Origin of the sequence: Anaerostipes sp. PC18, from assembly GCF_039789045.1 — a bacterium.
In the GTDB taxonomy this organism is placed as follows: Bacteria; Bacillota; Clostridia; order Lachnospirales; family Lachnospiraceae; genus Anaerostipes; species Anaerostipes hominis.
Genome location: NZ_CP121164.1, coordinates 2,555,387 through 2,573,620 on the forward strand (window position 1 = coordinate 2,555,387; position 18,234 = coordinate 2,573,620).

16 protein-coding genes are annotated in these 18,234 nt (G+C 46.2%); 1 reads left to right on the plus strand and 15 read right to left on the minus strand.

The window, feature by feature from the left end; genetic code table 11:
• Positions 1–75: 75 nt before the first annotated feature.
• The 14 genes from P8F77_RS13855 to upp all read right to left on the minus strand — a co-directional run bounded on the left by P8F77_RS13855 (position 76) and on the right by upp (position 14,985).
• Positions 76–2,052: a sodium-translocating pyrophosphatase gene (locus tag P8F77_RS13855; protein WP_024726731.1), complete on the minus strand. Its 1,977-nt coding sequence runs from the start codon at positions 2,050–2,052 to the stop codon at positions 76–78.
• A 150-nt stretch (positions 2,053–2,202) separates the two neighbouring features.
• Positions 2,203–3,273 (minus strand): branched-chain amino acid aminotransferase, encoded by a 1,071-nt coding sequence (locus P8F77_RS13860; RefSeq protein WP_287517279.1) that lies wholly within the window; start codon positions 3,271–3,273, stop codon positions 2,203–2,205.
• Positions 3,274–3,342: 69 nt separating this feature from the next.
• Positions 3,343–3,840 (minus strand): dihydrofolate reductase, encoded by a 498-nt coding sequence (locus P8F77_RS13865; RefSeq protein ID WP_270430233.1) that lies wholly within the window; start codon positions 3,838–3,840, stop codon positions 3,343–3,345.
• Positions 3,841–3,849: 9 nt separating this feature from the next.
• Complete coding sequence (gene thyA / locus P8F77_RS13870) at positions 3,850–4,698, minus strand: thymidylate synthase (RefSeq protein ID WP_024726728.1); 849 nt, start codon at positions 4,696–4,698, stop codon at positions 3,850–3,852.
• Complete coding sequence (gene ytvI / locus P8F77_RS13875; protein WP_287517278.1) at positions 4,695–5,873, minus strand: sporulation integral membrane protein YtvI; 1,179 nt, start codon at positions 5,871–5,873, stop codon at positions 4,695–4,697. The genes thyA and ytvI overlap by 4 nt, the downstream gene beginning before the upstream one ends.
• Before the next feature lie 86 nt (positions 5,874–5,959).
• On the minus strand, positions 5,960–6,832 hold the full coding sequence (locus P8F77_RS13880) for a DUF5688 family protein (protein WP_024726726.1): 873 nt from the start codon (positions 6,830–6,832) through the stop codon (positions 5,960–5,962).
• Between the two features lie 150 nt (positions 6,833–6,982).
• Entirely contained in the window at positions 6,983–8,035 is a 1,053-nt protein-coding gene (hisC, locus tag P8F77_RS13885; RefSeq protein ID WP_024726725.1) for a histidinol-phosphate transaminase, read from the minus strand.
• A gap of 1 nt (position 8,036) precedes the next feature.
• Entirely contained in the window at positions 8,037–9,230 is a 1,194-nt protein-coding gene (locus P8F77_RS13890; RefSeq protein WP_287517277.1) for a pyridoxal phosphate-dependent aminotransferase, read from the minus strand.
• Between the two features lie 80 nt (positions 9,231–9,310).
• Entirely contained in the window at positions 9,311–10,066 is a 756-nt protein-coding gene (gene dapB, locus P8F77_RS13895; RefSeq protein WP_024726723.1) for a 4-hydroxy-tetrahydrodipicolinate reductase, read from the minus strand.
• A gap of 12 nt (positions 10,067–10,078) precedes the next feature.
• Positions 10,079–10,963 (minus strand): 4-hydroxy-tetrahydrodipicolinate synthase, encoded by an 885-nt coding sequence (gene dapA / locus P8F77_RS13900; RefSeq protein WP_287517276.1) that lies wholly within the window; start codon positions 10,961–10,963, stop codon positions 10,079–10,081.
• A gap of 29 nt (positions 10,964–10,992) precedes the next feature.
• Positions 10,993–11,481, minus strand: a complete 489-nt coding sequence (locus P8F77_RS13905; protein ID WP_024726721.1) for a cob(I)yrinic acid a,c-diamide adenosyltransferase — start codon at positions 11,479–11,481, stop codon at positions 10,993–10,995.
• Between the two features lie 192 nt (positions 11,482–11,673).
• Positions 11,674–12,309 carry a single-stranded DNA-binding protein gene (locus P8F77_RS13910; RefSeq protein WP_024726720.1) on the minus strand — a complete coding sequence of 212 codons (636 nt, stop codon included), beginning with the start codon at positions 12,307–12,309 and terminating at the stop codon, positions 11,674–11,676.
• A 105-nt stretch (positions 12,310–12,414) separates the two neighbouring features.
• Positions 12,415–14,241, minus strand: a complete 1,827-nt coding sequence (typA, locus tag P8F77_RS13915; RefSeq protein ID WP_006565576.1) for a translational GTPase TypA — start codon at positions 14,239–14,241, stop codon at positions 12,415–12,417.
• A 111-nt stretch (positions 14,242–14,352) separates the two neighbouring features.
• On the minus strand, positions 14,353–14,985 hold the full coding sequence (gene upp, locus P8F77_RS13920; RefSeq protein WP_006565577.1) for a uracil phosphoribosyltransferase: 633 nt from the start codon (positions 14,983–14,985) through the stop codon (positions 14,353–14,355).
• 138 nt (positions 14,986–15,123) lie between these two features.
• On the opposite strand from upp, the gene hydE reads away from it, so the two are divergent.
• Positions 15,124–16,173, plus strand: a complete 1,050-nt coding sequence (gene hydE, locus P8F77_RS13925; RefSeq protein ID WP_287517274.1) for a [FeFe] hydrogenase H-cluster radical SAM maturase HydE — start codon at positions 15,124–15,126, stop codon at positions 16,171–16,173.
• 367 nt (positions 16,174–16,540) lie between these two features.
• On the opposite strand, the gene P8F77_RS13930 is transcribed toward hydE, so the two are convergent.
• Positions 16,541–18,226, minus strand: coding sequence for a S8 family peptidase (locus P8F77_RS13930; RefSeq protein ID WP_006565579.1), 1,686 nt, complete (start codon positions 18,224–18,226; stop codon positions 16,541–16,543).
• Positions 18,227–18,234 lie beyond the last annotated feature (8 nt).

Consider the following 18,234-nt stretch of genomic DNA (forward strand, 5'->3'; position numbering starts at 1 on the left):
CTTTCCTGAGAAATAAAAAATCCATGGTAATCAGATGAGATAACCTCAAATAATTCCATGGATTTTTAAATTCATTTATAAGATTCCGCCGATACTCAAGAATAATGGTGCGAATACTAAAGCTACGATCGTCATCAGCTTAATCAAAATGTTGATAGACGGTCCTGATGTATCTTTGAAAGGATCACCTACAGTGTCGCCGACAACGGCTGCTTTATGAGCGTCACTGCCTTTTCCGCCGTGGTTTCCTTCTTCGATATACTTCTTCGCATTATCCCAGGCTCCTCCGGCATTTGCCATGAAGATCGCCATCATAACACCAGATGCCAAAGATCCAACTAATAATCCGCCGAGAGCTTCCACTCCTAAAAGAACACCGATGATCAATGGGGCAATGATTGCCATAACACCCGGAAGAAGCATTTCTTTTAACGCTGCTGATGTGGAAATCTCAACACAGTTCTTGTAATCCGGCTTTCCTTTTCCTTCAAGGATTCCCGGAATCTCTTTGAACTGACGGCGTACTTCCACGATCATTTCGTTTGCTGTCTTACCTACAGACTGCATAGTAAACGCTGAGAATAAGAACGGAAGCATTCCGCCGATCAGCACACCTACGATTACTTTCGGGTCCAGACAGTTGATCGTTGTCAGGTCAACAGCCTGTGAATAAGCAGAGAACAGTGCCAATGCGGTTAATGCCGCAGAACCGATGGCAAATCCTTTTCCCATAGCCGCTGTTGTATTACCTACTGCGTCAAGCTTATCTGTGATCTTACGCACAGATTCATCTAACTCTGCCATCTCTGCAATACCGCCGGCATTATCGGCAATCGGTCCGTAAGCATCGACTGCTACCGTGATACCTGTTGTGGAAAGCATACCTACCGCTGCGAGAGCAATTCCATATAAACCTGCGAACTGATATGCCACAATAACCGCGATACTGATGAAGATGATCGGGAATGCTGTGGATTCCATTCCTACTGCAAGTCCTGAAATAATCGTTGTCGCAGATCCTGTCTCAGACTGATCAGCGATCTTCTTAACTGCGCCGTAGTCACTGGATGTGTAGAACTCAGTTAATTTACCGATAATATTACCAACCAAGACACCGCCAAGGATTGCCCAGAAAGTATCCAGGTTTCCGAAGAACTGACGGCTTAAGAAGAATGCCGCAATCAAAACGATTACACTTGAGAAGTATGTACCTCCGTCCAGTGCCCTGTGCGGATTCTGGCTCTTCGTATTTACTACGAAAATAACACCGAGAATAGATGCCGCAATTCCGATCGCTGCGAGTATCAGCGGGTAAACAGCCCCTTTTACGCTGAATGCCACAACACCGATGGTAATGGCAGATACGATAGATCCGACATATGATTCATATAAGTCGGCACCCATTCCTGCTACATCACCTACGTTGTCACCTACGTTGTCGGCGATAACTGCCGGGTTTCTCGGATCATCTTCCGGGATACCTGCTTCTACTTTACCTACAAGGTCAGCTCCGACGTCAGCGGCTTTTGTATAAATACCACCGCCCACACGGCCGAACAATGCCACAGAGGATGCTCCCAAACTGAATCCTGTCAGTACGCTGACATCTCCTGTCACCTTGTAAACCATAGTAACACCGAACAGTCCAAGACCTACCACAGTAAGTCCCATAACGGCACCGCCGGAAAACGCAATGGATAAAGCTTTGCTCATCCCGCCTGATCTTGCTGCCTCTGCAGTTCTTACGTTTGCTTTTGTTGCTGTATGCATTCCGATAAATCCTGCAAGAGCAGAAAAACATGCTCCCACTAAAAAGCATACTGCTGATACCCAGCTCTGGATTCCAAGGCCGATCAATACAAATACTACGATACAAAATAATATAAGCAGCTTGTATTCTGCCCTGAGAAATGCATGGGCTCCTTCGTTGATCGCTCCGGCAATTTCTTTCATCTGGTCATTTCCTTCATCCGCACCTTTTACTTTCGTCATCAGTGCAAATGCAACAACCAGAGATAAGATTCCGGCCGCAATCGCAATGTACATTTCCATTGTCCAATCTCCTTTCATTTCCTCATAATATATGAATTTGAGTTTATGACTTTTAGTCATGTTTTTATATTATACCAAAGTCATTTCAAGAATACAATATTACAATTAAAAAAAAGACTGGAAGAGAGGTTCCTCTTCCAGCCGTAACATTTATTTGATTTCCACAATCCATCCATGGGTATCTTCAATCCTGCCCAGCTGGATTCCGCTTACAGTGTCATAGAGTTTATGGCTTAATTCACCGATTCCTCCGTCTTTTACCTGCATGATCTCATCTCCCCAGCGCAGTTTGCCCACCGGTGAGATAACGGCCGCAGTTCCTGTTCCCCAGACTTCTTCCAAGATCCCTGCTTTGTGTGCTTCATAGATCTCATCTATGGAAATCCGCTTTTCTTCTACCTCATATCCCCACTCTTTGCAGAGCTCTATAACTGAGTCTCTGGTGATACCGGGCAGAATACTTCCGTTTAACTTCGGAGTCACTACCTTGCCGGCGATCTTGAAGAAGATATTCATAGCTCCTACTTCTTCAATATACTTTCTTTCCACTCCGTCCAGCCAGAGTACCTGGGAATATCCTTCATCATGTGCTTTCACCTGGGATAAAATGCTGGCCGCATAATTGCCCCCGGTCTTGGCTTCTCCGATACCTCCGCGTACAGCTCTTACGTAGTCATCTTCGATCCAGATGCTGACAGGGTCCAGTCCCTCCGGATAGTAAGGCCCTACCGGTGACAGAATGATAATAAACTGATAGTATCTGGAAGTCTTCAGGCCCAAAAACGGATCTGTTCCGATAATAAATGGACGGATGTATAAAGAATGGTCCGGCTCACTTGGAATCCAGTCCTTGTCCAGAGCAACTAACTGCTCAATCGCCTGGATGTAGTCTTCTTCCGGAATTTCCGGAATACACAGCCTGTCAGATGAACGGTTAGATCTCTTTGCATTCATGTCCGGGCGGAATAAATTCACATTTCCGTTTTCTGAATTATATGCCTTCAGCCCTTCAAAGACACCCTGTCCGTAATGAAAGATCGTTGCAGCCGGTGACAATGTGAGATCAGCATAGGGAACGATGCGCGGATCATACCATCCCTTTTCCTCATCATAGTCCATCACAAACATGTGATCTGTAAAAATGGTCCCAAACAGAAGCGGATCATCTTTTCCCGGTTTTTCTTTCGGGCACTGTGTCTTTTCAACTTTGATATCTAACATGTTATCTCTTCCTTCCTGTTATATGTAGTTTTTCATTAAGTTTTATTATGAAACTTTTTGAATCTTCTGTCAATCGTCATTCCGTTTCTGATACTTCAAAAATACATATTCAAGGTCAAAATAAGTCTGTTCTTCACTTTCCTTTACAATCTCCCATCCTTCCAGTGCGTCAAGATCCGGAAAATAGGTATCTGCATCATATGCATAGTCGAGTCTGGTGACATAAGCCGTATCACAGTAAGGAAGCATCATCCGGTATATACTCTCTCCCCCAATGATAAAGATGTCTTCATCCGCATATTTTTTAAGTTCTTCAAACAATTCTTCCTCGCTGTGGACCACAATGGCTCCCCGGCCGTCGTAATCCTGATCTGTCGTCATGACAATATTTGTCCTCTTTGGAAGAGGCATGCCGTTTGGAAAACTCTCTAATGTCTTCCTTCCCATCACCACGACTTTTCCTGTCGTAGTCTGCCGGAACATCTTCATGTCGTTTGGTATATGAACTAAAAGCTGGTTTTCCCTGCCGATTCCCCAGTTCTTGTCCGCATTCACAATCAAATTCATATTTCTCTCCTATATGGCAATGGGGATGTCCTTAATCTGCTCCCCTGCTTTGTAATCTTCTATCTTAAAGTCATCCACAGTAAACTCATAAAAGTCTTTCACATCGGGATTCATGGAAAACTTCGGCGCGTCATAAACCGGGCGCTTGATCAGTTCCTTTATGACCGGAATGTGCCGGTCATAGATATGTGCGTCAGCGATCACATGGACAAGCTCTCCCGGCTCCATGCCGCATACCTGTGCGAGCATATAGAGCAGAACCGAGTACTGGACTACGTTCCAGTTATTCGCCGCCAGAATGTCCTGAGATCTTTGATTGAGGATGCCGTTCAGAACAAGCTTTTCATGTCCCGGTTTTTTGGTCACGTTAAATGTCATGCTGTAAGCACATGGATAGAGATTCATTTTATGCAGGTCCTGATGAACGTAAATATTTGTCATGATCCTGCGGCTGTATGGATTGTTCTTTAAGTCGTAGATCACCCTGTCCACCTGATCCATCATACCTTCCGCATACTGATGCTTTACCCTCATCTGATAGCCGTATGCCTTACCGATCGAGCCGTCTTCGTCCGCCCATTCATCCCACACATGACTCTTTAAATCATGTATGTTATTTGACTTCCTCTGCCAGATCCAGAGCAGTTCGTCCACAGCAGACTTGACAAACGTCTTCCTCAGTGTCAGCGCCGGAAACTCCTTTGACAGATCATAACGGTTCACAACGCCAAACTGCTTGATCGTATAAGCTTGTGTGCCGTCCGGCCATTTGGGCCTGACTTTTTCTCCTTCTGTGCTGGTCCCGTTTTCTAAAATATCTCTGCACATATTGATGAACAGAGTATCTGCATAACTCATGATTTTTTTCCCTCTCTTTCCCGTCTGTCCAGTTCTTCTTTTATCTGTTCTTCTTCCTTCTCGCTGTTGATCGTCAGCATCTCGATCCTTCGCCGGAAGAATGCGATCTTCCGGTCAAAGATCCCCAGTTTATATAGATTATACACGAAGATGCCCAGGATCAGAGCCAAAAGCATGCCGCCGATGCCCGAAAGCTTTAAGCCGATATAAATCAAAAATAAAGTGGCAAGGGGTGAAATCCCCATACTGTCTCCCATCATTTTGGGCTGAAGCACCTGTTTGGTCACAAGACAGATCACGTAGATGATCAGCAGTATAATGGCTGTCTTAATGTCTCCTGTGAGGATCTTATAAAGTGCCCACGGGATGATCGCCGTCCCGGTCCCAAGGATCGGAAGCACATCCAGAATTGCGATCACAACTGCGAGGAAAAATGCATAGCTGATCCCCGCAATGATAAAGCCGATCCAGAGGATCGCAATGATAATGACCATGATCTTTACCTGGGCCCAGCAGTAACTTGCCAGAACTCCCAGTGTATTGTGGTAGAAGATGCCGATCTTGTGACGGACCATCCTCGGGACATGCTTTTCATACCCCTGTACAATCTTATCCTTATCTACGATAAACAGATATGAGGCAAAGAACATAACGATCGTGCCGATAAATCCGCTGGTCATGCCTTTGGCCACATTGCCGGAATGCTCCATGCCGTAATTCCCGATGGCACTCACCGCCTTGTCCAGCACCTTGTCCGTGGAACCGAGCATCGTATCAAACTTTACCCCCATTCCGTACGGCAGAGAATCCAGCAGGTGTACCGCCTGTTCTTTAAGATTCATCAGCTGCGTCTGGACCGTCTCTCTTAAATCCGGAAGGTTAGCCGCAAATCCCACGATCTGGGCTGCCAGCTGGCTGAAAATAAATGAAATCAGTGCGATCAGGCCTGCGATCACCCCAATGATGATCAATGCCGAGCCGAATCTCTTTGGAAGACTGATTTTGTCTTCCAAAAATGCGATCACCGGATGGGCCAGCATCGCCACAATCCAAGCGGCCACAAAGGGCCATAAGAATCCGATGCACTTAGGCAGAAAAAAGATCAGAAGAAAGGCCCCTCCCGCGATCACTATAAGTTCCATGAATATTTCCAGATATATTTCCCAACGTCTCATCTTTCATCACCCCAGCTTTTTAATTATTTACATTATAAAGTAACGTTCTCCGGATGACAAGGTCACAGTCCCTCCGGATGTAAAATTCACACTTTCGACATAAATACATTCTGCCCTTTTTTATAATAGTAAACCCGGTCAGACAAGATCTCACCGTCATCCACCACGGTTCGGTTCACCTCTTTCACCAGTTCTGAAAGGGCCGCCGGATCACTTCCTTCCTTTTCAGGCACAAGCAGAACCTCATGGATACTGCTGGGAAGGATATAAAATCCACCTTTGATCTGATCGGAAAAACTGTCGAGTATCCCGTCATAGAGGACAGTTCCCGCACCATTAAGTCCTTCTTCGTTGGTCAGGACATATAATTCTCCTCCTGCCTCCATCTGCGGAAATAACTGCTCCATAGGGCGGAGCAGCGGCGGAAAGACCCTCTTTGTATTTGCTTTTGCATCTTCCATGAGCTTATCCTTCGTGATGCCCCATAAGTCAAGATCCTGATTGCGGATCAGAGCACTGGCCATCCCATTCTTGTCGTGATGGGCAAACCACCGGTAAGTCACGGCCAAATCTTCGATTCTCTCACAGGGACAGTCCTTTAACTGTTCTTTGTTCTTCTCATAATTTACCAGACGGAAAAACAGAAGATCCCTCATATGGCTGTAATCCCTGTAAAGGGAAGTATCAATCGGACTGTCCGCCCTGCTGTCCTCATAGACCCCGCCTATCCTGCATAAGATCTCTCCCAGATCTGCTCCCTCCCGGTAATCCTCATAATAGGAGTCTAAATAAATGATAGGCTGGCAGACTTCTTCTCCTTTTCCGATACAGAGGCCGTTTAAACTGATGTTATTGTTCTTTGTCACCTGCCGGATGGAGGCCTGCTTTTCCTCCGGGTCCTTCACATACTCCAGTATGTGTTCTTCTACATAAGTTAAAAACTCTGGTCTGGTCAACATAACCGTCTCCTTCCTTGCTGAAACGGAAGTCTACGTCATACCCCACCTCGTATATTCCATAATTTAGAAATAATTACATTATTATCTTACCTCAAAGTTTTTAAAAAAGCAAGCAGTACCGGAAATTTTCCGTGACCTGCCTGCTTTATCCTATGGCCTTATTTGTTTTTTCAAAAACTCCGCCAGAGTCTGCATCTCATCATCTGTGCCGATCGTAATTCTTAAATAATTGTCAATTCTCGGCTTATTAAAATACCGGACATATATTTTCTCTCTCTTTGCCGCTTCAAATAATTCTTTGGCCGGAATAGATTCATGTGATGCAAAGACAAAATTTGCTTTAGAATCCGCAAAAGAAAATCCCATATTTCTCAGCTCTTCCTGAAACCATTCTCTAGTTTTTATAATCTTTTCTCTTGTCTTTTGGAAATAAGCTTCGTCCTCGATCGCCGCCCTTCCCATGACAATGGCCGGCTCGTTCATCGTGTAAGAATTAAAGGAATACTTCACATCGTTCATGGCCTTGACCAGTTCTTTATTTCCCATGGCATATCCTATCCTGAGCCCCGCGAGAGAGCGGGATTTAGAGTACGTCTGTACGACCAGCAGATTATCATACTCAGGAATCAGGCTTCTCGCGCTTTCACCTCCAAAGTCGATGTAAGCCTCGTCCACGATCACAAGAACGTCTCTGTTGTGATCTAAAATATCCCTGACTGTTTCTAATTCTAAAAGAGCCCCTGTCGGTGCATTGGGATTCGGAAAGATCACTCCCCCGTTTTCCCCGTAGTAATCCCCGGCACGTATGCCGAACTCGTCGTCCAAGGCTTTGGTCTCATAAGGTATCTGAAACAGGCCGGCCCAGACATCATAAAATGAATAGGTGATGTCCGGGAAAAACACCGGTCTTCCGGAATTAAAGAATGTCAGAAAAGCGATGGCCAAAACGTCATCTGAGCCGACTCCGACGAAGACTTCATCCCGATTCAGACCGTAATAGGAACTGATCGCTTCTGTGAGATCCGCCGCCGCCGGGTCCGGATACTTTCTCAGATTTTTAATATGATTCATTGCTTCTAAAACTTTCGGAGAAGGAGGATATGGATTCTCATTCGTATTCAGCTTGATCACACCGTCCTCTTTCGGCTGTTCTCCCGGAGTATACGGGACTACATTTCTTATATTATCTCTCCAAGATTTCATCTTATCTCTCCTTGTATTCATCGATCAGTTTCTGAAACAGAGGCAGCGCCTTCTCAATCCGTTCCGTAGGTACACAGTACGAAATCCGCACATAACCCGGACATCCGAAGCTGTCCCCCGGAACCATCAGCAGGTCATACTTCTTTGCCCGCTCACAAAATGCATTTGCGTCCGGTTCCAAAGCCTTGGGGAACAGATAAAAAGCACCTCCCGGCTCCACACACTCGTAGCCCATATCCGTCAAGGCGTTATAAAATAAGTCCTTGTTTGCCTGATATACGGAGAGATCCGCCGTGAGATCAACACAGTCGCCGACTACCTTCTGATACAGGGCAGGCACACTCACATAAGAAAGCAGCCTTCCCGCAGCAATAAATACAGCCAGAAGGTTCCCGTAATCTTCCGCCTCACACGGTGCGATGATATAGCCGATCCGTTCTCCGGGTATGGAAAGGGATTTGCTGAAAGAATAACAGACTAATGTGTTGTCATAAAATTTCGGAACGTGGGGAAGCTTTATTCCGTCATAGACGATCTCCCTGTATGGCTCGTCAGATATGATATAAATGCTGTGGCCTGTCTCCTTCTGCTTCTTCGTGAGAAGCTCTGCAAGCCTCTGAATCGTGTGCTTGGAATAAACGGCTCCGGAAGGATTGTTCGGGGAATTGATCAGCACAGCCTTCGTGTGCATATTGATGGCAGACTTAAGCCTATCAAAATCAATTTGGAATGTCTCAGTCTCAGCCGGTATAACGGTGAGCTTACACCCGGCTCCCTCAGCATATACCTGGTATTCGGGAAAATAAGGCGCAAAGGTGATGATCTCATCCTCCGGCCCGTCCACCAGGCTTTTAAAGCAGATGCCCACGGCAGCAGCAGCCCCTATGGTCATGAAAATATTATCCGCGCTGTAAGTTGTAGCAAACCTGCGGTTTAGAGACGCCGCCACGGCATCCCTCACCTCAAATATTCCGGCGTTGCTTGTATATCCATGGACTGCCACCGGATCGCCGCCTTTTATGTACTCCATGGCTGTATCATCCACTTCCTTAGGGGCAGGCACCGATGGATTTCCTATGCTGAAATCAAATACATTTTCAGTTCCCACTTCTTTGGCCCTCTCCATGCCGAATTCAAAAATATCCCGGATCACGGAGTGCTGTTTCGATAACTCTAATACTTTTTTTGATAACATAAAACCCACTCTTTCTTTCGTATGTTCACAAAAAGGCAGTACGAATAATCAGCCGTACCGCCTTTGGTTTCAAACATTATTTAACCGATCACGTCGCTCATGTCATACATGCCGGCCGGTTTGCCCGCCAGGTAGATTGCCGCGCTGACTGCTCCTTTCCCAAAGATTGCTTTGGAGTAGGCCGTGTGATGAAATTCAATGACTTCATCCTGTCCGGCAAAGATCACATCGTGCTGTCCGACTATGGTCCCTCCGCGGACCGCCGAAATGCCGATCTCTTTTTTCGGACGCTTGATCCTTCTCTGGCTTCGGTCATAAACATACTCATACTCGTTGTGAAGCGCTTCATTGACAGCGTCTGCCAACGCAAGGGCAGTTCCTGACGGCGCGTCTACTTTCAGTTTATGGTGTTTCTCTACGATATCAATATCAAAATCCGCATCTGCCAGCACCTTTGCCGCCGTATTCACAAGCTTTAATAAAATATTGACTCCGAGGGACATGTTGGCAGACCTTAAAATTGCGGTCTTTTTGCTTGTCTCCTCGACTTTTTTTAACTGTTCTTCACTCAGGCCCGTCGTACATAAGACAAGCGGTATCTGCTTTTCAGCCACATAGCTTAACAGACGGTCCGTGGCTTTGGAGGAGGAAAAATCAATGATTACATCGACGTCCACATTGCAGTCTTCCAAATTTTTAAATACCGGATATGGATTGTGTCCGTCGTCTTTAAAGTCTACTCCCGCCGCCATGACCGCACTTTCGGATTCTTCGATGATCTCGCTGATCACCTGTCCCATAGCACCATTGCAGCCGTGCATCATTACTTTTATCATTTGTGCTGCTCCTTAAAGAATTCCTGCTTTTTTCATAGATTCAATGAGTTCCTGTGCGTGGCCTTCTTCCATCTCTGTAAGCGGCCTTCTCACTGCATTGGCTCCAAAGCCCAGCTCTGCCATAGCTCTTTTTACAGGGATCGGGTTCACTTCACAGAACAGTTTATGGATCACGTCCATATACTTCATCTGAAGCTCCTGGCTGCCCTTTACATCTCCGTTTAAGAACTTCATGACCATATCATGAGTCTCCTGCGGTGCGATGTTGGACAATACAGAGATCACACCCTTACCTCCAAGAGATAAGACCGGAAGGATCTGGTCGTCATTTCCGGAATACATGTCAAGTTCTCCGTCCGTCAGATAGAGGGCATCCGCAACCTGTGAAAGATTGCCGCTGGCTTCCTTCATACCCACAATATTCTCCACTGATTTGAAGATCTTTGCCGTCGTCTCAGGCTGAATGTTTACTCCGGTCCTTCCCGGGATATTATACATAATGATAGGAATGTTTACAGAATTACCTATACTCGTGTAATACTCGACCAAGCCTGCCTGTGTGGCTTTGTTATAGTATGGAGTTACAACTAAAAGCCCGTCGCTTCCGACTCTCTCCGACTCCTTGGCAAGATAAAGGGCTTCGTCTGTGCAATTAGCACCTGCCCCGGCAATGACCGGAACCCGTTTGTTGACGCATGAAACACATGCGGAAACGACCTCGATTTGCTCCTTGTGAGACATCGTGGATGCTTCCCCTGTGGTCCCGCAGATGATGATACTGTCGGTGCCGTGATCAATCTGATCGTTAATGACCCTTTCAAGCTGGTCATAGTCTACTGATAAGTCTTCTTTCATCGGCGTGATCAATGCAACGCCGGCTCCGGTAAATATAGCCATATACATTCCTCCTAATCTCTTATGTAACCTTATGATTCTTTAATTGCGTTAATGCAGTAGATGTCATCCACCCAGTCCTTCAAAGAATCAGGCAGCCTTCTTCCTGTCATGATGACTTCCAGTTCCTCATCCCTTTCGGCGACCAAAGCCACCAGTTCCTCCTCAGAAAGAAGTCCAAGATCTAAAAGTCCGAGTACCTCATCAAGCACTAAGACATCGCACTGTCTGGTGTCAATGACCTTTTTCGTATAACAGAGGCCGTTGCCGATGAAATGCTCCTGCTCTTTCTTTTGTTCAGGCGTCAGATCCATGTAGTGCTGTTCATACTTCTCAAAACTGAACAGCTGGATCTCTGGTTCCAGGCGTCTTATAAAGCTGATTTCCTCCGTGTCTTTTCCTTTCAGGAATTGAACAATAATGACTTGCTTCCCCTGTCCTGCTGCTTTGATGCAGTGGCCTAAGGCCGACGATGTCTTCCCTTTGCCCTGGCCGCAGTAAACTTCCACTCGTCCTTTCATCTTTTCACCTCAAAGAATCTTCCTTTAGTAATATCGCTTTATTATATCACCATTCCGGCAAAAAATCTATACATTATCGTACGAAGTACGTCCACCCGAAGGGTTTAAAATACGGTGTGCTTTGCGGTAATACCTAGTGAAATCCCCCGATTTTATGCTGACTTACCCGTATGTCCTGCAAAACAAAGGGTTTTACTCTTCTTCCGGGACCTTCATTTCCAGTTTATTCACAGACACTTCATATGCAGTCCTCTTTACAACTTCAAATTCACTGATCCGCTTCTGGTACTCACGGCTCTGAATCCTTCCCACAAGTTCAATCCTGGAGCCGATCTCAAGACTCCCCGCAAATCTGGCATTCCTTCCCCAGCAGATACAAGGGATATAATCGGATTTCCCGTAGGAGCGGTTCACAGCCAGCAAAATGTCGCAGATTTCTCTTCCGAGCGGCGTCATCCGGTAAACCGGCTGCTTACATATAAACCCGTCCAGCTGGATCTGATTCGGCTTAACGTCTTCCATAGAATCAAGGAACTCCAAATCCCTGACGAAGACAGACAAAATCAAATGATTATGGTTTTCTTCATGTTTGTTATACGACCGGAACTGTCCGAAAGCCCTGAGATATTTCCCCCGGCAGTCCTTTGTAACGTCCACTAAACGTTCGGAAATCATCAATGGTATTTCATCAGTCGCTTCGCTTAACCTGTTTACTAAAAGTTTGACCATATAAAAACCTTCGCCAAAAATCTCATGGCTGTATTCAAAGGTGGATATAATCTCGCCCGCTACCTCCACTTGATTATTATTGATTCCTTTTTCTGTCATACTTTTTCTCCCTTCTTGTATCAATTCGTGTACTATACAGAGTATTCTAAACTGACAACAATTAGAAGAAAAATCCTTCGACAAAATATTCGGAAGGTTTTGACATTATTGTTTCTTATACGCCTGTCTTTTTCTCATCGTAGGGTCCAGAATTTTTTTTCGGATTCTGATATTTTCCGGAGTGATCTCCAGGAGTTCATCGGTGTCGATAAACTCTAAGGCCTGCTCCAAGCTTAAAATTTTCGGCGGCGAAAGCTTTAAAGCATCGTCGGAACCCGATGCACGGGTATTGGTGAGCTTTTTCGTTCTGCACACGTTCACCTCAACGTCCTCGGCTTTTCCGTTCTGCCCGATGACCATGCCGCTGTAAACCTTCTCTCCGGCTCCCACGAACAGCGTTCCTCTCTCCTGGGCCGCAAATAATCCGTAGGTCACAGTCTCCCCTGTTTCATACGCGATCAGGGAACCCTGCTTGCGGTATTGAATATCTCCCTTATAAGGTCCATAACCGTCGAATACTGTATTTAAAATGCCGTTTCCCTTGGTATCTGTCAAAAATTCTCCCCGGTATCCGATCAAACCTCTGGACGGAATAGAGAATTCAAGCCTTGAATAACCGCCTTTGGCAGAACTCATACCCTGAAGTTCACCCTTTCTCTGGCTTAATTTATCGATGACGGCTCCGGCAAACTCTTCCGGCACGTCAACTACGGCGATCTCCATCGGTTCCAGCTTTTTGCCTTTCTCATCTTCCTTATAGAGGACTTCCGCTTTACTCACTGCAAACTCATAACCCTCACGGCGCATGTTCTCGATCAGAACGGATAAATGGAGCTCTCCACGGCCGGATACTTTATAACTGTCTGTGGTATCGCTTTCCTCTACCCTTAAACTGACATCCGTATTCAATTCACGGAACAGCCTGTCCCTTAAATGCCTGCTGGTGACAAACTTTCCTTCCTGTCCGGCCAAAGGACTGTCATTGACCATGAACTGCATAGCAATCGTAGGCTCTGAGATTTTCTGGAACGGGATCGCAGCCGGCTCATCCATGTCACAGATCGTATCCCCGATATGAATGTCTGAAATTCCGGAAATGGCAACAATAGAACCGATGCCTGCCTCTTTCACATCCACTTTGTTAAGACCCTCGAATTCATATAACTTGGTGATGCGGACCTTTTGCTGTTTCTCTTCTTCATGGGCATTTACAACCATATACTCCTGGTTTACCTTGATAGAACCATTGTCCACTTTGCCGACTCCGATCCTTCCCACATATTCATTGTAGTCAATGGTACTGATCAATACCTGAGTCGGTTTCTCCGGATCTCCCTCCGGCGCCTCAATGTGTTCAATGATAGTGTCGAACAGTGGCTTCATATCTTTCTTCTCATCGGAAAGATCGGCAACCGCATATCCGCCCTTTGCGGACGCGAAGACAAACGGACAGTCCAGCTGCTTGTCGTCTGCGTCCAGTTCCATCAGTAATTCCAGTACTTCATCCACCACTTCATCAGGCCTTGCTTCCGGACGGTCTACTTTATTGACACAGACGATCACAGACAAGTCCAATTCCAGCGCTTTTTTTAATACAAACTTTGTCTGTGGCATAGGGCCTTCAAAGGCGTCTACTACAAGAACCACTCCGTTTACCATCTTTAACACACGCTCTACTTCGCCGCCGAAGTCAGCATGTCCCGGAGTATCAATAATATTGATCTTTACATCGTTATAGCGCACGCCGGTATTCTTTGACAAAATCGTGATACCGCGTTCCCTCTCAATATCGTTAGAGTCCATGACTCTTTCTTCTACTTCCTGATTTTCACGGAAGATACCGCTCTGTTTTAATAACTCATCCACCAATGTGGTCTTTCCATGATCTACATGGGCAATAATCGCAATATTTCTAATATCTTCTCTTACCATCTTTTACTCACTTTCCTTTAAAAAACGTCAACTTTTGTAGTTTAGCACATTCAGATATAAGATTCAAATATTACTCTCATTGTTTCCCAATGTAATTCCCTCATTCATTCTTTATTTCGTTCCGAAAATACGATCGCCGGCATCGCCGAGTCCCGGCAGAATGTATCCGTTTTCATTTAATCCCCTGTCTATCTCCCCACAGTAGATCTGAATGTCAGGATGTGCCTCCGACAGGCGTTTTACTCCTTCAGGCGCTGCTATGATGGAGACAAACTTTATCTGCTTTCCGCCCTTTTTTTTCACAAACTGAACCGCCGCATCCGCAGATCCTCCGGTTGCCAGCATGGGATCTACGATCAGGATCATGCGCTGGTCGATCCCTTCCGGCAGTTTGCAGTAATATTCTTTGGGTTCCAGAGTCTCTTCGTCTCTGTACATACCCACATGTCCTACTTTAGCAGACGGCACCAGGGACAGAATCCCTCCGGTCATGCCGAGTCCTGCCCTGAGAATCGGGACCAGAGCAAGCTTCTTTCCTTTAATAATCGGTGCCGTGGTTGTCTCCATCGGTGTCTTGATCTCGATTTCTTCCATCTCCAGATCCCTGAGCACCTCATAACCCATGAGCATAGAAATTTCTTCCACCAGTGCCCTGAATTCCTTGGTCTTGCACGTTTCATCCCTTAACTGGGAAATCTTATGTTTGATTAACGGATGGCTAAAAACAGTTACATTTTCGTTCATAACAGTTTCCTTTCTGTATCTTCTGTAGTTTCTGATAAAAATTTTATCACAAACAGGCCCACATAGAAATCCTTTCTATTCTATTTCTATTATGGTATGATATTTTCACGAATATGCTAAGAAAGGAACCTGATCTTCATGAATCATTTTGAGTTGATCAACCGATTATATAAAGAACAGATTTTGCCAAAAGAAGATTTTATACGCCTGCTCGAACACAGGACAGCAGAGGATGCCGAATATCTTGCATCCCTGGCCCGGAAAGAAGCTCAGAAAATATATGGCACCGGAGTTTTCCCAAGGGGGCTCATTGAATTTACCAACTACTGCAAAAATGACTGCTTATACTGCGGTATCCGCCGTTCCAACCCAAATGTCAGCCGTTACCGTTTGACTGAGAAGCAGATTCTCTCCGCATGTGAAAGCGGATATGAGCTTGGATACCGAAGTTTTGTCCTTCAGGGAGGTGAAGACCCTTATTTTCATGATGAGCGTATGGTCTCTATTGTCTCCGCCATGCGCAAATCCTATCCAGACTGCGCTATCACCCTGTCCCTTGGGGAACGCTCACCGGAAAGCTACCAGGCTCTCTTTGAGGCGGGAGCCAACCGTTATCTCCTGCGCCATGAGACAGCCACCGAGGAGCACTATCAAAAACTTCATCCCGAAGCGATGTCACTGGCCCGCCGCAAGCAGTGCCTGTGGGACTTAAAAAAAGCCGGCTTTCATGTCGGTACCGGCTTTATGGTAGGTGCCCCCGGACAGACGGCTGCCCATCTGGCTGAAGATCTTCTGTTTATCAAAGAGCTGAATCCTAAAATGGTAGGGATCGGGCCGTTCATCCCTCATCACGATACACCGTTTAAGGACGAGCCGTCCGGCACAGCGGACCTCACAACTTATATGATCAGCATCCTGCGCCTGATGAATCACCATCTCCTGCTGCCTTCCACCACGGCACTTGGAACAATTGATCCGAAAGGCCGTGAAAAAGGAATCCTGGCCGGTGCAAATGTGGTTATGCCGAATCTCTCCCCGATTGATGTCAGGAAAGATTATGCTCTCTACGACAACAAGATCTGCACCGGAGATGAGGCCGCCGAATGCGTAGGCTGTCTCGGACGCAGGATGGAAAGCATCGGTTATCACCTGGAATTTAGCCGCGGAGATTACCGGGAATATTTATAAATCCTGTCTCCCCTTCCGTTCGGCAGTTTCTTGCCGAATTTCCTATGGCTCCCGCATGATATAATGATTTATTTCCTCTTGCTGTTAAAGTGCCGCAATTACTGTCACAGCGATGATTGCGCTCAACTGCAGATTCACATTGAAGGACCAGCTCTCTGTTCAATGGTGATAGAGATACTCGAAGGCCTGTTCGTCTCCGCCTTTTGCCCTCTCTACATAAGGGCACAGCTTTTCATAAATATTATCTCTCTACATCCTACTACTCCTGTGTATTCTGCTTGTTACTATAAATTAATTATTCCCGAAACAAGATGCAAAAAACTGGAAATAAGTCTGCAAACATGGAGTTTCTTTTGTAGTGCCGTCTCTAACGGATTCTTAAAAAAGCCTGATAAACATCCACGGCCCCAAATCCCCATTCCCTGTTTGGATAATTTCGGTCCGGATCTCTCCTGGCTCCGCGGATCAGATAATTTTTCAGTCTCAGCGTGTTCATGATCAAGTCATTTTCTTTGACCTGACCCCACTCCAACAGCAGTGCCGCAAGACCCGCGACCACTGCCCCTGAAATACTGGCGCCCGTCTTCATCCCAAACCTGTTCCTTGGAAGGACTCCGATCACATTGACACCCGGCGCCGAAAAATCTGGCTGTATGGTCATGGTCCTGGGATATCCCCTTCCGCTTTCGATAAAAAAACTGTTATTGCTCTGATTATAAGTGGAAGGAGTAATGACCGGTGCCGCGTTTCCCGGTGCAGTCAGTGTATTATACGGTGTGGATTCCAAAAAATAAGTCTCATCGGTGATAAAATTCCGTATGGGAAGCCACATGTCAAACTCCCTGCTCCCTACATTTTCGTCTGTGACATGAACCTTCCATATTCCCTCTGCCGGGGCACGGAATCTCATGCGGATAAAAGGCGAACCAGTGGATATGTCAATGGTAAAATAATCTACGATGAGACTCGTCTGTTCCAGCAGAAATGTGATATTTCTTCTGCCCTTGTAGCCTCCTGATATTACACCGGTTCTCTGGCCGGAGGGCGATTCGATGTCCACAAAAAACTGGTTTGGCTGAAAGCCCCACAGTTCCGCCGTAAATCCATATTCCCCCGGTCCCACCTTTATTTCCACCACAACCTCTCCATCTGAGAGAGTACCCGCATAGTGATGTTTGGCCTGCCCTTCATTTCCCCCGGTCACAACGATCGCAATTCCCGGCTGGTATGCCAGGGCTGAAATCTGCCTGGCCAGCGGTGAAGTTCCGGTGTGGGAAGAAAGATTGGTCCCAAGTCCCAGATAGATCACAACCGGCATATTAAGTTCATCTGCCTTCTCCAGAACATAGCGGATCGCCAGCATGATATCTGATTCTGCATATACTTCCTTTGAAGGGTCAATACAGTAATATTCTTTCAGGTAGCTTTTTGCCTGTTTCAGTTTTACCACCACCAGCTCGGACCCTGGTGCGATCCCTGAAAAATTCTCTTCCTGTACTTCATTTCCCGCGATCATGCCTGCAAGAAATGTCCCATGCCCCGACGTATCCTGGCTCGGAACAATCTCCAGGGGATCTTCTGCCTGCAACGCCTCATCAATCTGCTCTTTTGTATATTCTGTCCCATATCCATAAGGCATTGGAGGATCTTCTCCCTGTATCGTCTGATCCCACATATATTGAATCTTTGTAGTCTGATTTCCCAGCTGGAACACAGTATTGGTATAGTCGATCCCTGTATCTATGACTGCTGCCAGGACTCCCTGTCCCGTAAGATCCAGCCCCGACCGCTGCACCTGGGCCGCCCCGGTCTCCTCCAGAACCTGCATATCCATGAGGCCGTAGCACCTGGGAATTGCATTTCCCGAAAAATTGGAGACAGGGGAAGCAGCCGCCTGCTGCTCATCTACATAGACGATCGCATATTGAAAATTCACCTGAGTGATGCAGTCTGTGTGATAAAAGTCCCGAAGTTCATTCGGACTGGTCCTGAATCCGGAAATAAAATCGCGGTAATTTTCATTGACTGCCGCACCAATGCAAGCATCCGGCATAAAATTCT

What these genes read in the sequence shown, in the direction of transcription:
- P8F77_RS13855 (WP_024726731.1), bottom strand. Translation starts at nt 2,052, where the DNA reads ATGGAAATGTACATTGCGATTGCGGCCGGAATCTTATCTCTGGTTGTT.
- P8F77_RS13860 (WP_287517279.1), bottom strand. Translation starts at nt 3,273, where the DNA reads ATGTTAGATATCAAAGTTGAAAAGACACAGTGCCCGAAAGAAAAACCG.
- P8F77_RS13865 (WP_270430233.1), bottom strand. Translation starts at nt 3,840, where the DNA reads ATGAATTTGATTGTGAATGCGGACAAGAACTGGGGAATCGGCAGGGAA.
- thyA (WP_024726728.1), bottom strand. Translation starts at nt 4,698, where the DNA reads ATGAGTTATGCAGATACTCTGTTCATCAATATGTGCAGAGATATTTTA.
- ytvI (WP_287517278.1), bottom strand. Translation starts at nt 5,873, where the DNA reads ATGAGACGTTGGGAAATATATCTGGAAATATTCATGGAACTTATAGTG.
- P8F77_RS13880 (WP_024726726.1), bottom strand. Translation starts at nt 6,832, where the DNA reads ATGTTGACCAGACCAGAGTTTTTAACTTATGTAGAAGAACACATACTG.
- hisC (WP_024726725.1), bottom strand. Translation starts at nt 8,035, where the DNA reads ATGAAATCTTGGAGAGATAATATAAGAAATGTAGTCCCGTATACTCCG.
- P8F77_RS13890 (WP_287517277.1), bottom strand. Translation starts at nt 9,230, where the DNA reads ATGTTATCAAAAAAAGTATTAGAGTTATCGAAACAGCACTCCGTGATC.
- dapB (WP_024726723.1), bottom strand. Translation starts at nt 10,066, where the DNA reads ATGATAAAAGTAATGATGCACGGCTGCAATGGTGCTATGGGACAGGTG.
- dapA (WP_287517276.1), bottom strand. Translation starts at nt 10,963, where the DNA reads ATGGCTATATTTACCGGAGCCGGCGTTGCATTGATCACGCCGATGAAA.
- P8F77_RS13905 (WP_024726721.1), bottom strand. Translation starts at nt 11,481, where the DNA reads ATGAAAGGACGAGTGGAAGTTTACTGCGGCCAGGGCAAAGGGAAGACA.
- P8F77_RS13910 (WP_024726720.1), bottom strand. Translation starts at nt 12,309, where the DNA reads ATGACAGAAAAAGGAATCAATAATAATCAAGTGGAGGTAGCGGGCGAG.
- typA (WP_006565576.1), bottom strand. Translation starts at nt 14,241, where the DNA reads ATGGTAAGAGAAGATATTAGAAATATTGCGATTATTGCCCATGTAGAT.
- upp (WP_006565577.1), bottom strand. Translation starts at nt 14,985, where the DNA reads ATGAACGAAAATGTAACTGTTTTTAGCCATCCGTTAATCAAACATAAG.
- hydE (WP_287517274.1), top strand. Translation starts at nt 15,124, where the DNA reads ATGAATCATTTTGAGTTGATCAACCGATTATATAAAGAACAGATTTTG.
- P8F77_RS13930 (WP_006565579.1), bottom strand. Translation starts at nt 18,226, where the DNA reads ATGCCGGATGCTTGCATTGGTGCGGCAGTCAATGAAAATTACCGCGAT.